The sequence below is a fragment of the Aquabacterium humicola genome, from assembly GCF_030167915.1.
Lineage (GTDB): Bacteria > Pseudomonadota > Gammaproteobacteria > Burkholderiales > Burkholderiaceae_C > Pseudaquabacterium > Pseudaquabacterium humicola.
On sequence record NZ_JARGNB010000002.1, the window covers coordinates 260,636 to 273,104 of the forward strand.

Below are 12,469 nucleotides of genomic sequence, written 5' to 3' on the forward strand. Positions count from 1 at the left end.
GCCGAATTATGAGGGCTCGCCTGTTCAATTCCAGCGCCAGGACCAGATCAGGTCGACCGAGCTCTCGCTGCCGGACTGCGCACGCAGCGTGAAGCGCTGCGCGATGCGGTAGATCAGCTGCCAGCTGCCGGCGGTGGTGTTGACGCTGCGCTCGTAGCCGACGTACCACCGCCGTGACAGCTGCTTGCCCAGGCTGACGATCGTTTCGCGCACGTCGCCTTCGGTCTGGCGGACCGAGAAATCGGTCAGGCCCAGGCGCCCGATCAGGTCGTCGGTGGGCGAATTGCCTTCGCCCGCGAGCAGCGCGACCGCCGCGCGCTGCAGCAGCGCGGTGTCGGTGCGGCCCAGGCCTTCCGGTCCGCGGCCGAGCACCAGCCAGGACAGCTTGTCGTACTCCGTCATCTCGGGCTCGCTGGTCAGGCGGATGCGCGGACTCAGCGCGGTGCCGGTCACCGCAACGCCGACCACGACGTCCAGGTTGGGCCGCACGGCCAGCACGTCGAGCCGGGGGTTGTCGACCGCGCCGCTGAAGAACAGCTCGCCGCGCGCGATCTCCATCTTCTGGCCGTAGGCCGCGTAGGTGCCGCCGACGGTGCGTACGTTGCCATTCACCGCCAGCCGGCCGCCCGGCGTGGTGATCCGCAGGCTGCCCCGCAGGGCGGTGTCGAGGCCGCGGCCGCGCAGCTGCAGGCGCTCGCCGAGCTCGATCGCCACCGCCACGTCGGCGTTGCGCACCGGCGTCGGCGCGGCCTGCGCGGCGCGGTCGCGTTCGGCCGCGCGCGCCGCCGCACCGGTGGGCACGGTGGCGCCGTTGCGCACCACCTGCACGTCCTTGTCGAGCGTCGGTGCATCGGCGCGGCTGACGTCGATCAGCCCTTCGTCGATGCCGAAGCGGCCGGTCAGCCGCAGTGTCTTGGGGTCCAGCCGCAGGTCGGCCTGGCCGGTGGCGACGATGCGACGGTCGATGCGCCCGAGCACGCGGAAACGCTCGGCCGCCAGCGCGATCTGCGCCGACGGTTCGGCGCCGAGCGTCGCGCCGCCAGTCAGCGTCAGCCGGCCGTCGCCGCCCTTGAACTCGAAGCGGCGGATCTCGGCCCGTTCGCCCTCGAGCGTGATCGCCAGCTCGCCGTCGCTGAGGTTGACGCCTTCGAGCAGGTTGCGCACCGCGAGCTGGCTGCCGCGCATCTCGCCGCGCAGCTCCGGCGCGTTGAAGCGGCCGCCGATCGACGCACTGGTCAGCAGCGAGCCGCCGAGGCGCCAGCCCGCCGGCACCCACGGGCTCCAGATGCCGAGGTTCGCGACCCGCATCTGCAGCACGCCCTGCAGCGGCGCATCGGCCTGCGGCCACGAGCGGTCGGCCGACGTGCGCAGCACCTGCGCGCCGGCCATCTCGCCGATCTGCCGGCCGGCCAGGCCCTGCGCGAACTGCCAGACGCCGTCGTGTGCGCTGAACGCAAGCCGCAGGTCGGTCAGGCCGAGCACCTGGGTCTGGCCCAGCTCGTCGGTGACGCCGAGGTCGCCGCCGCCGCGCTCGAGCACGATGTCGGCGTCGAAGCGTTCGCTGCTGCGCACCTCGATGCGGCCGCCGACGGTGAGGTTGCCGCTCCAGCCGAATTGCGGCTGCAGGCGCTTGAGCAGCGCCGCGACGTCGACCGTCTCGAGCTCGCCGGAGATGTTGAGCCGCGCGCTGGCGGCGGCCGATCCGGCGGCGCGCCAGTCGGCCTGGCGCCAGCGCAGCGCGGTGTTCAGCAGCTGCACGCGACCGGGCGTCAGCGCCGCGCTGCGCAGCGCGCCGGCGGCATCGAAGCGCAGGTCCGCGCCGAGGTCGGCGCCCGCGATCCAGGGCGCGGCGCTGTTGTCGCGCGCGCCGCCACGCAAGCCCAGGGCCTGGAGCTGCCAGCGGTGGCCGGGGCCGTCGGCGCTCCAGGCGCCCCGACCGCTGACGTCGAGCCGCGTGCCGCTGCCGGCCGCGCCGAGCAGCGGTTCGCTCCACGACGGCGGCTTCACCGGGCTGGCGGCCGACAGGCGCAGCGTGTGCGCGGCCAGCGTGCCGTCGACCTGCGCCTCCAGCCGCTCGACCTGCTGCGCGCCGTGCTGCAGCCCCAGCGCCTTCAGCTGCAGCTGCAGCGGGGCGTTCGCATCGCGGCCGTGGCGCCAGCTGGCGTCGGCCTCGGCCAGCGCCGCGGCGCGGCTCTTCAGGTTGCGCGCGCGCAGCTGGCCGCTGCTGGCCAGCGCGGGCCAGCGGCCTTCGCCACGCACGTCGGCGTTCAGCGTGCCGGCCGTCGGCCACCATTCGGCGACCGCGGGGCCCAGCAGCGTCGACAGCGGCGCCAGCGCGGCCAGCGCCGGCGCGTCGGCGCGCAACTGCCAGCGGTCCGCGGTGGGGTCGCGGCCGAGGCGCAGGTCCGCCTGCAGCTGGTTGCCGGCGAGCTCGAGCGCGGCATCGAGCCGCGAGCCGTCGCCGCCGTTGACCGCCTTCACCCGGCCGGACAGCGCGACGCCGGCGAGCCGGCTCGGCGCCAGCGTGACGTCCACATCGGCGTCGAGCGCCCGCTGCCAGCGCTGCAGCGCATCGGTTCGCGGCGCGACAGGCGCCAGGCCGCGCCACAGGCCCCGGGCCTTCAGCGCGCCGTTCAGCTGGTGCGGTCCGCGCCGCCACGGCGATCCGGCGGGGCCGCGCCACCACGGCAGCGGGTCGAACTGCTCGAGCTGCAGTGCCGTCTCGAAGCGCCAGCCGGCAGTCTCCTGCAGGGCCTGGCCCGTGAGGCGTGCGCGGGCAGCGCCGGACCGCGCCTCGGCTTCGTCGAGCGTCCAGCGCCGGCCGTCGCCGCCGCCGGCGAAGGCGATGCGCACCGGCTGGCCGCTGCCGTCCAGCGCCTGGCCGGTCAGCGTGGCCTTCAGCGCCAGCACCGGCGCCGCGGTGCCCCCGCTGCCGGGTGCGGGCAGGCCGTCGACCTGCAGCGCGAGCGGGCCGGACAGGCGCACGGGTGCCGCGCGTCCGTCGAGGCTCGCTGGCTGCACGCCGTCGAGCTGCAGGTCCAGCGCCAGCTTGCCGTCGGCCCAGCGGCCGCTGCCGCGCAGCTCGCCGGCCGATGCCTTCGCATCGCCGAGCTGCAGCACGAAGGCCTGCAAGTCGAGCCGGTCGCGCCGGCGCGCATCGCCGCCGAGCGTGATCACCAGGCTGCGCAGCGGCAGCCCGCCCTCGTCGAGACGTCCGGGCTTGCCGTTGGCCAGCTTGACCTCGGCGCGGATCGGCTGATCGAGGCCGCGGCTGTCGATGACCGCGCTGCCGTCGATCGCGGTGGCCGGCAGGCGCGGCGACAGCGCCGCGAGGTCCAGCGCCTGCGTCGACAAGGTCAGCGCCGCGAGCGGCCAGGGTGCGAAGGGCAGCACCTGCGCGTCGGCCTTCAAGGTCACCGGCTTCGCGCCGGGCGCCGCCTCGCCTTCGAGCGAGAGCTTCACGGCCAGCCGCTCCAGCGGGCCCTGCGCGGTCGCCATGCCGCGCCAGGGTCGGCCGCCGAAGGCGCCACCGGCCGCCCCGCTGGCCGCGCCGTCGATCGAGCGTGCGCTCAGCGCCGCCTCGACGGGCAAGGGCGCCGCGGTGCCGATCGCCAGCCGGCCCTGCAGCCGCGCGGCCTCCCAGTCGACCGACAGGCGCTCGATGCGGTGCGTGCCGCCACGGCGGCCGGCGAGGTCGAGCGCGGCGTGCAGCGCCGACAGCGGCGGCAGCTGGTCGATGCGCACGCTGTCCACGCGCAGTTCGCCGACCTGCAAAGCGAGCGGCAGCGACAGCGACAGCGGCAGTGCCGGCGGTGCGCCTGTCGACGGTGCGCTGTCGAACTGCACGCGCTTGGCCGATGCACGCTGCACGCTCAACGCGTAGCGCGACGGCCAGCCGATGCCTTCGAGGCGCAGCCCGTCGATCTGCAGGCGTCCACCCGCGCCCGGCAGCGCCCAGTCGAGGCGCTCGATGGCGAAGTCGCCGCCGGACATCGTGCCGCGCACGCCCTCGATCTTCAGCCCCGGCACCCGGCCGAGCAGCCACGGCAGCGCCGGTTCGGCGTACCACGCGAAGCTCAGCAGCCCGGCGATGGCCGCCAGCAGCACCACGAAGGCCGCCGCCAGCGTCCAGCCGACGCGGCGCGGCCAGCGGCGGCGCGTCGGCAGCGGAGCGGGCGGGGGGGCGGCGGTCTCCATCGGAGGCTTCAGAAGGTCACGCCCACCGTCAGGTGCAGCCGCGCCTTGCGCACTTCCTCGCCCCATGCGAGGTCGATCTTCAGCGGCCCGATCGGGCTGCGCCAGCGCACGCCCACGCCATAGCCCAGCGCCGGCTTGAAGCCTTTCCATTCGTCGGCCGCGCGGCCGGCGTCGACGAAGACCGCGCCCCACACCGCGGGCAGCTTCTCGGAGATCGGGCGCGCCAGCTCGACGCTGCCGGTCAGCAGCACGTTGCCGCTGAAGATGCGGCCGTCGCGGCGCGGCGCCAGCTCGCGCCAGCCGTAGCCGCGCACCGACTCGTCGCCGCCGGCGCGGAAGCCCAGCTGGTCCGGCACGCGCACCGACGCGCGCTTGATGACCTCGCCGACCTCGACGCGGGCGGTGCCGTACCAGTTCGCGCCGATCGGCCGGTAGGCCGTCAGGCGGCCGTAGACGCGGCCGAACGGGCCGCTGGCGCCGGCGTCGCTCTGCGCATGGCCGGCGCCCAGCTGCAGCGACAGGCTGTAGCCCCGGGTCGGCAGCAGCACGCTGTCGAGCCGGCGCAGCACGAAGTGCGCGTTGCCGCTGTAGGCGCGTGCGTCGATGATCGTGCCGTCCTCGAGGCTCTGCCGCGAACGCAGCAACTCGCCGAAGTACAGGCGCTCGAGCCGCGGCGTGTCGGTGGTGCGGCCCAGGCGCAGGCGCTGGGACAGCACGGTGTCGGTGTCGCCCTTGATGCGCTCGACCTGCACGCCGAGCAGGTTGCGGTAGAAGCCTTCGCCGGGATGGGTGGTGAAGTCGCCGTTCCAGCTCTGCGCGTCGCGGCCCCATTCCAGCTTGTTATGCGCGGTCACGGCACGGCCGAAGAGACGCCGGTGCGTGTGCTCCAGCGAGGTGCGCGGGCCGGTGTTCGCGCTGTAGCCGATGCCGGCGGTGGCCTGCTGCAGCGGCAGCTCGCGCAGGCGCACCGCCACCGTCGTGGCGGTGGCGCTCTCGACCTCCGGATCGAAGGTCACGGACACGGCCTCGAACAGGCCGCTCTTCTGCAGCCGGTCCTGGTAGTCGAGCAGCCGCGTCTCGGTCAGCGGCGCGCCAGGGCCGAAGCCGGCGAGGTGGCGCACGGTCTCCTCGTCATGGGCCTGCAGGCCGTCGATGCGCAGCGGCCCGGCGAGGAACAGCGGGCCGGAATCGACGGCAATGGACAGCGCCGCGCTGCGGGCATTGGTGTCGATGGCGGCGCTGCTGTCGGCCAGCGTGGCGGCGGCGTAGCCCGCGCCGCGCAGCCGCGTCAGCACGCGCAGCTTGGTGTCGCGCCAATCGGCATTGCGGAACGGTGCGCCGGCGGCCAGCGGGCCGGCGTCTTCCAGCGCGTGGCGCAGCGCGACGGCGTCCTTGTCCTCGGCGGCCAGGCGCTTGTCGAACGGACCTTCGGTCTGCAGCCGCAGCGATCCGACCCGCACGCGCGGTCCCGGCTCGACCGTCACGCGCACCCGCACCGGGCGGCCGGCTGAGCGCTCCACGCGCACCTGCGGCTCGAAGTAGCCCTCGGTCTGCAGCAGCTCCCGCGCCTGCGCCGGTGCGGCGGCGACGAGTCGCGCCCATTCGGCGTCGTCGAGCGATTCGTCGTCGCCCACCTGCGCCAGCCGCGCCAGGTCGAGGTGCTGCTCGAGCAGGGCCTTCAGCGGCGCCGCGGCCTGCACCTCGAGGTGCAGCGGCGGGGGGCGCGGGGCGTCCGCGGCATCGGTGGTCGGCTTCGGGTCGAGCAGCGCGCAGCCGGCGAGCCCGCCGCCGAGCAGCAGCGCGAGCATCAGCGTGGCCAGCAGGCGCCACGCTGCCAATCCGGCGGTCACTTGCTCAGCAAGCGCATCGCCGATTCGAGGCCGGCGAGCGTCAGCGGGAACATGCGCTGGTTCATCAGCTGCTGGATCACCGAGATGCTCTGGCGGTACTGCCACACGCCCTGGGGCTCGGGGTTGATCCACGCGAACTTCGGGAAGGCATTGGTCAGGCGCTGCAGCCATTCGGCGCCGGGTTCCTCGTTGTTGTATTCGACGCTGCCGCCCGGTTGCAGGATCTCGTACGGGCTCATCGTCGCGTCGCCGATGAAGAGCAGCTTGTAATCCTTGTTGTACTTGCGGATGACGTCCCAGGTGGGCGTCTTCTCGCTGAAGCGGCGGCGGTTGTTCTTCCACATGAAGTCGTAGACGCAGTTGTGGAAGTAATAGAACTCGAGGTGCTTGAACTCGCTCTTCGCGGCCGAGAAGAGTTCCTCGACGCGGTGGATGTGCTCGTCCATCGTGCCGCCGACGTCCATCAGCAGCAGCACCTTGACCTTGTTGTGGCGCTCGGGCACCAGCTTGATGTCCAGCAGCCCGGCGTTGGCGGCGGTGCAGTGGATGGTGTCGTCGAGGTCCAGTTCCTCGGCCGCGCCTTCGCGCGCGAACCGGCGCAGCCGGCGCAGCGCGACCTTGATGTTGCGCGTGCCGAGCTCCAGCGTGTCGTCGTAGTCCTTGTAGGCGCGCTGGTCCCAGACCTTCACCGCGCTCTTGTTGCGGCCCTTGTCCTGGCCGATGCGGATGCCCTGCGGGTTCTGGCCGTAGGCGCCGAAGGGGCTGGTGCCGCCGGTGCCGATCCACCTGTTGCCGCCCTCGTGGCGTTCCTTCTGCTCCTCGAAGCGCTTCTTCAGCGTCTCCATCAGCTCGTCCCAGCCCATCTTCTCGATCTTCGCGATCTCCTCGGGGCTGAGGGTGAGCTCCAGGTTCTTGCGCAGCCACTCCAGCGGCACCTCCTTCGTGAAGTCCGCGATCATCTCGACGCCCTTGAAGTAGGCGCCGAAGGCGCGGTCGAACTTGTCGAAGTTCGCCTCGTCCTTGATCAGCGTGGTGCGCGACAGGTAGTAGAACTCGTCCACCGACGGGCCGATCACCTCGGCCTTGATCGCTTCCAGCAGCGTCAGGTACTCCTTGACCGACACCGGCAGCTTTGCCGCGCGCAGCGTGTAGAAGAAGTTGATCAGCATGGCGGTGCCTGGGCCTTCGGCGGCGACGGATGGAAGTCCCGAGCATAGCGGCAGTGGCGTGCAACAGTTCACGACAGGGCGGAGCGGGATGGCATGTTCCGTGCCTCCCGGCCTCGACTTGTCTCAAGTTGTGAGCGGCCACTGTCGAAGAAGGCGACGATGCTGGGAAACGTCGCCCTCACGATGCTCACGCTGCTCTTGCTGCTCGGCGGGGTGGCGGTCGGCTGGCTGGTCGCGGCGCGGGCGCTCGACCTGTCGCGCCGCTCGGCACGCCACTGGAGCCTGTCGTGCGCGGTCGGCGCCGCCGCGCTGGCGCTGATGCTGATGCGCGGTTCGGCGCCGGACTGGCTGGCGCTGCTGGCCGCCAACACCCTGGCGGCCGGCGCGTTGCTGCTGATGCGGCGCGGCGTGCTGCACTTCCTGCGCCAGCCGCTGCGCGACAAGGAGGCGCTGGCAGTACTGGCCGCGACGATCGTCGCGCAGCTGGGCTGCAGCCTGCTGCCGCCGGCGCTGGCCGGGCCGCTGCGCGTCTTCGTCGCCTGCACCGCGATGGCCTGGGTGCTGATGCGCTGCGCGACGCAGAGTTATCCGGCGCTCAAGCGCGAGTTCGGTGACCGCCAGGCCTTCCTGCTGGTCGCGCCGCAGGTGGCCGGCGTCGCGCTGTTCACGCTGCGCGGCTTCATCGGCCTGCTGCCCGGCACGCCGCCCTTGCAGGCGCTGCCGGCGGACACGCCGCTGAACGTCGCGTCCTCGCTGCTGATCCTGGTGCTGGCGCTGCTGCTGCACGGGCACCTCGCGGTGATGGTGCTGCTGCGCCTGGTGCGCAAGCTGCGGCACCTGTCGCAGCGCGATGCGCTGACCGGGCTCTACAACCGCGCCGAGTGGAACCGTCAGCTCGAGGCCCAGCACCGCTGGCTCGGCCGCTTCGGCGAGCCCTTCGGCGTGCTGATGATCGACATCGACCACTTCAAGAAGATCAACGACACGCTGGGCCATGCCGCCGGCGATGCGGTGCTGCTGACCGCCGCGCAGGTGCTGATGGCCTCGGCGCGCGATGTCGACGTCGTCGGCCGCCTCGGCGGCGAGGAGTTCGGCGTGCTGCTGCCGCGCACCGAGCAGATGGCGGTGCGCCGCGCGGCCGAGCGGCTGCGCCAGCTGCTGTGCGATGCCGAGACGACCTGGCGCGGCAAGCAGATCAAGCTGACGGTGTCGATCGGCGCCGCGCTGTGCACCGATGCCGACGAGTCGCCGCAGCATGTGCTCGAGCGCGCCGACCATGCGCTGTACCAGGCCAAGAACACCGGGCGCAATCGCACGGTGGTCGCTCGCCTGGCAAGTTAGCCGGCTGCCGTCCGCCGCTCGGCCGAGCGCCGCGCGGCGTTCAGCGTGCGCCGGGATCGTGCTGCTTCAGCCAGTCGAAGAACTCGCGGTACCAGAGCCGGCTGTTGCGCGGCTTCAGAACCCAGTGGTTCTCGTCCGGGAACCACACCAGGCGCGCGTCGACGCCGCGGGCCTTCAGCGTGTTGTAGTAGGCCAGGCCCTGCTGGTCGGGCACGCGGTAGTCGAGCGCGCCGTGGATCACCAGCGTCGGCGTCGTCATCGCGCCGGCGAAGGCATGCGGGCTCTGCGAGTGCACCTTCGCGATGTCGTCCCAGTACCAGGCGCCGAGCTCCTTGGCATGCCAGGACCAGGCATCGTCGGCGAACATCGCGGTCCAGTCGAAGCAGCCGGCGTGGCAGACGTAGGCCTGGTAGCGGCCGGGCTTCACGTGCCCGTTCATCCACGCGACCATGTAGCCGCCGTAGCTGCCGCCGGTGGCGAAGACCCGCTTGCGGTCGATGTAGCGCTTCTTCAGCAGCATGTCGGTCGCGGCCTCGATGTCCTGCAGCTCCAGCTCGCCCCAGCGGTGCGTGATGCTGTCGAGGAAGGCGTAGCCGAAGCTCGACGAGCCGTGGTAGTTCACCACCGCGACGACGTAGCCCTGCGCGGCGAAGGCCGGGTTGTTCCAGCGGTAGTGCCAGTTGTCGCCCATCGCGGTGTGCGGGCCGCCATGGATCACGTGCAGCAGCGGGTACTTCTTCTTCGGATCGAAGCCGGGCGGGTAGAACAGCCAGACCTGCACCTTGTCGCCGAGCGCGCCGTCGATCCAGGTCTCCTCGTGCGTGCCGAGATCCAGGCCGGCGAGCAGCGCGTCGTTGAAGCGCTCGAGGCGCCGCGGCGCTTCGCCCGGCAGGTGCGCATGCAGGCGCGACGGATGGTCCGCCGCGTCGGCCACGCTGACCAGCGTGCCGGCGGCCTTGTCGAAGGCCGTGACCCAGCCGCCTTCGACGACGATCTCGGCGCGCTTGTCGGCGAGCTCGAAGCGCCACAGGTGGCGGCGCGCCTTCTGCTCGGTGCAGAACAGCAGCGCGAGGCCGTCCTCCTCCCACAGCAGCGGGCCGTGCACCTCGTGGTCCCACTCGGCGCTGATCACCTCGTGGCCCTCGCCGCGGTCCCACACCGCCAGCTGGCCCGGCATCGTGTGCTTGCGGCCCTGGTGGCTGGCGATGAACGCGATGCGCGTGCCGTCCGGGCTGTACTTCGGCGCGGCGACGTCCCATTCGCGGTCGTGCACGATGGTCTGGATGCGGCCCGAGCGCAAATCGACCTCGGCCAGCGCGAAGCGGCCATCGGTGCGTTTCTCGGGTGCGGGGTCGTAGGCGAAGACGACGCGCCGCCCGTCGGGCGAGATGTCGAAGCTCTGCGCGTCGGGCTCGCCGCGCACCAGTTCGTAGGGCGTGCCCTCGAAGAGGTCGCGGATCTTGCCGCTGGCCACGTCCATCACGTGCAGGTGCGCGACGCGACCCATCGGCACGAAGTGGTCCCAGTAGCGGTAGTAGGCCTCGCTGGTGACGTAGGCGGTCTCCTTGCGCTCCTTGAAGTCCTTCAGCGCCTGGGCCTGCGCCTTCGAGCCCTTCAGCTGCGGGAACACCCACGAGATGAAGACGATGCGCTCGCCGTCCGGGCACCACTTGAAGGTCTCGACGCCGGTGGCCACCTGGCCGACGCGGCGCGCCTCGCCGCCGTCGGGCGCGATGACGTAGAACTGGGCCTCGTCGTCCTTCTTGCCTTCCTGCTCGCGGCGGGCGACGAAGCCGATGCGGTCGCCATGCGGCGAGAAGCGCGGCTGGCCGTCCTTGTCGCCGCAGTGCGTCAGCGCGCGCGGCATGCCGCCCAGCGTCGACAGCAGCCACAGCGAGCTCGCGGCCTTGTTGTCCTCCATCGAGTAGCGGCTGACGGCGACCACCGCCTGCGCGCCGTCCGGCGACAGGCTGGGCTGGCCCAGCCGCTCCATCTTCCACAGGTCTTCGACGTCGATCGGCTTCTTCTTGCGGGCCATGGGGTCTCCAGTCTTCTTGTGCGTTATCGCGGCTTGTGCAGCAGGTACTCCAGGTGCGCCTTGACCTCGGGCCACTCGCCGGCGGCGAGGCTGTACATCACCGTGTCGCGCACGGTGCCGTCGCGGCGTGGCGCGTGGTGGCGCAGCACGCCGTCCTTGCGCGCGCCCAGGCGCTCGATCGCGCGCTGGCTGGCGAAGTTGTAGTTGTCGGTGCGCCAGCCGACGAGCTTGGCGCCCAGCGTGTCGAAGGCGTGGCTCATCATCAGCCACTTGGCGGTGGTATTGACGGCGCTGCGCTGGCGGGAGAGCGCGTACCAGGTGTAGCCGATCTCGAGGCGGTCGAGCGCGGGCACGATGTCGTGGAAGCTGGTGCTGCCGATCACCTGGTTGGTGATCGCGTCGAGCACGGCGAAGGCGAAGCGGTGGCCGGCTTCGCGCGCGGCGAGCGCGGTCTCGATGTAGGCGCGGGTTTCGTGCGGCGCCGGCACCGAGGTGACGCGCAGCTTCCACAGCTCGCCGTCGGCCGCCGCGGCGCCGAGGCCGGCCTCGTGCTCGAGGCCCAGCGGTTCGAGCCGCACCGGATCGCGCCACAGCACGACGGGTTCGAAACGGGCGGGGAAGGCCATGGGATCGGGGTCCTTTCCGGGGGTCAGCGGCGGTTCGCGCGACCGGCGCGCCAGCGGTTGGCGGCCCACTTGCCGGCGCCGCAGCCGAGCATCACGAAGGCGACGCCGATGCCCGAACGCACATCGAAGGCGCCCGGCGCCAGCGCGTCGAAGCCGAGCAGGCGTCCCACCTGCCAGCCGGCGAGCGCGCCCAGCACGAAGCCCACCGCGTCGGCCAGGCCTTCGGTCAGCGCTTCGCGCGGCGTCGGTGCGGGCACGGGGCGTTGGGGAAGGGGCGTCAGCGGTTGTGCCGCTGCATGAACACCAGCTTCTCGAACAAGGTCACGTCCTGCTCGTTCTTCAGCAGCGCGCCCACCAGCGGCGGCACGGCGACCTTCTCGTCCTTGCTCTGCAGCGCCTCGAGCGGGATGTCCTCGGCCACCAGCAGCTTCAGCCAGTCGAGCAGCTCGGAGGTGCTGGGCTTCTTCTTCAGCCCGGGCAGGTTGCGCACGTCGTAGAAGGTCTTCATCGCCGCGGCGAGCAGCTCCTTCTTCAGCCCCGGGAAGTGCACGTCGACGATGGTCTTCATCGTGTCGGCGTCGGGGAACTTGATGTAGTGGAAGAAGCAGCGGCGCAGGAAGGCGTCGGGCAGCTCCTTCTCGTTGTTCGACGTGATGAAGACCACCGGCCGGTGCCGGGCCTGGACCAGCTCGCGCGTCTCGTAGACGTAGAACTCCATGCGGTCGAGCTCGCGCAGCAGGTCGTTCGGGAACTCGATGTCGGCCTTGTCGATCTCGTCGATCAGCAGCGCCACCGGCTGCTCGGCGGTGAAGGCCTGCCACAACACGCCCTTGACGATGTAGTGGTGGATGTCCTTGACCTTCTCGTCGCCGAGCTGCGAGTCGCGCAGGCGGCTCACCGCGTCGTACTCGTACAGGCCCTGCTGCGCCTTCGTGGTGCTCTTGACGTGCCACTGCAGCAGCGGCATGCCGAGTGCCGAGGCCACTTCCTCGGCCAGCATCGTCTTGCCGGTGCCGGGTTCGCCCTTGACGAGCAACGGCCGCTTCAAGGTGATCGCCGCGTTGACCGCCAGCATCAGGTCCTGTGTCGCGACGTAGGAATCGGTTCCTTGGAACTTCATGGGGCAGCGCGCGGGCGTCGCGCGTGAGGCAAAGAGGGTGCGGGCCAGTATAAGTGCGGGCCCTATAATCGCCGGCTGCACCGAGGGGGCCGCACCCGCTGCGAGCAAGCTCATGGCGAGTCCAAGGC

General features: G+C 71.8%; 8 protein-coding genes. 1 reads left to right on the forward strand and 7 read right to left on the reverse strand.

Going from position 1 to position 12,469, the window contains the following annotated elements; genetic code table 11:
- Window positions 1–24: 24 nt before the first annotated feature.
- The 3 genes from P1K89_RS11480 to P1K89_RS11490 are packed head-to-tail and all read right to left on the reverse strand — an operon-like array spanning window position 25 to window position 7,216.
- The gene (locus tag P1K89_RS11480; RefSeq protein WP_284616585.1) at window positions 25–4,197 is read right to left on the reverse strand and encodes a translocation/assembly module TamB domain-containing protein; all 4,173 of its coding nucleotides are present in this window, start codon (window positions 4,195–4,197) and stop codon (window positions 25–27) included.
- 8 nt (window positions 4,198–4,205) lie between these two features.
- Window positions 4,206–6,047, reverse strand: a complete 1,842-nt coding sequence (locus tag P1K89_RS11485) for an autotransporter assembly complex protein TamA (protein WP_284616586.1) — start codon at window positions 6,045–6,047, stop codon at window positions 4,206–4,208.
- Window positions 6,044–7,216 carry a vWA domain-containing protein gene (locus tag P1K89_RS11490; protein ID WP_284616587.1) on the reverse strand — a complete coding sequence of 391 codons (1,173 nt, stop codon included), beginning with the start codon at window positions 7,214–7,216 and terminating at the stop codon, window positions 6,044–6,046. The genes P1K89_RS11485 and P1K89_RS11490 overlap by 4 nt, the downstream gene beginning before the upstream one ends.
- Before the next feature lie 159 nt (window positions 7,217–7,375).
- Between P1K89_RS11490 and P1K89_RS11495 the strand changes: the two genes are divergently transcribed.
- The gene (locus P1K89_RS11495; RefSeq protein WP_284616588.1) at window positions 7,376–8,557 is read left to right on the forward strand and encodes a sensor domain-containing diguanylate cyclase; all 1,182 of its coding nucleotides are present in this window, start codon (window positions 7,376–7,378) and stop codon (window positions 8,555–8,557) included.
- 40 nt (window positions 8,558–8,597) lie between these two features.
- Here P1K89_RS11495 and P1K89_RS11500 read toward each other — a convergent pair whose 3' ends face one another.
- The 4 genes from P1K89_RS11500 to P1K89_RS11515 are packed head-to-tail and all read right to left on the reverse strand — an operon-like array spanning window position 8,598 to window position 12,341.
- Window positions 8,598–10,595 carry a S9 family peptidase gene (locus tag P1K89_RS11500; protein ID WP_284616589.1) on the reverse strand — a complete coding sequence of 666 codons (1,998 nt, stop codon included), beginning with the start codon at window positions 10,593–10,595 and terminating at the stop codon, window positions 8,598–8,600.
- A gap of 23 nt (window positions 10,596–10,618) precedes the next feature.
- A complete protein-coding gene (locus P1K89_RS11505; RefSeq protein ID WP_284616590.1) occupies window positions 10,619–11,221 on the reverse strand; it encodes a GNAT family N-acetyltransferase in 603 nt (200 codons plus the stop codon).
- A gap of 23 nt (window positions 11,222–11,244) precedes the next feature.
- Complete coding sequence (locus P1K89_RS11510) at window positions 11,245–11,478, reverse strand: hypothetical protein (protein ID WP_284616591.1); 234 nt, start codon at window positions 11,476–11,478, stop codon at window positions 11,245–11,247.
- 20 nt (window positions 11,479–11,498) lie between these two features.
- Window positions 11,499–12,341 carry an AAA family ATPase gene (locus P1K89_RS11515; RefSeq protein WP_284616592.1) on the reverse strand — a complete coding sequence of 281 codons (843 nt, stop codon included), beginning with the start codon at window positions 12,339–12,341 and terminating at the stop codon, window positions 11,499–11,501.
- Window positions 12,342–12,469 lie beyond the last annotated feature (128 nt).

Excerpts from the sequence above, each read along its gene's own strand:
- P1K89_RS11480 (WP_284616585.1), bottom strand. The coding sequence starts at position 4,197 with ATGGAGACCGCCGCCCCCCCGCCCGCTCCGCTGCCGACGCGCCGCCGC.
- P1K89_RS11490 (WP_284616587.1), bottom strand. The coding sequence starts at position 7,216 with ATGCTGATCAACTTCTTCTACACGCTGCGCGCGGCAAAGCTGCCGGTG.
- P1K89_RS11495 (WP_284616588.1), top strand. The coding sequence starts at position 7,376 with ATGCTGGGAAACGTCGCCCTCACGATGCTCACGCTGCTCTTGCTGCTC.
- P1K89_RS11500 (WP_284616589.1), bottom strand. The coding sequence starts at position 10,595 with ATGGCCCGCAAGAAGAAGCCGATCGACGTCGAAGACCTGTGGAAGATG.
- P1K89_RS11505 (WP_284616590.1), bottom strand. The coding sequence starts at position 11,221 with ATGGCCTTCCCCGCCCGTTTCGAACCCGTCGTGCTGTGGCGCGATCCG.
- P1K89_RS11515 (WP_284616592.1), bottom strand. The coding sequence starts at position 12,341 with ATGAAGTTCCAAGGAACCGATTCCTACGTCGCGACACAGGACCTGATG.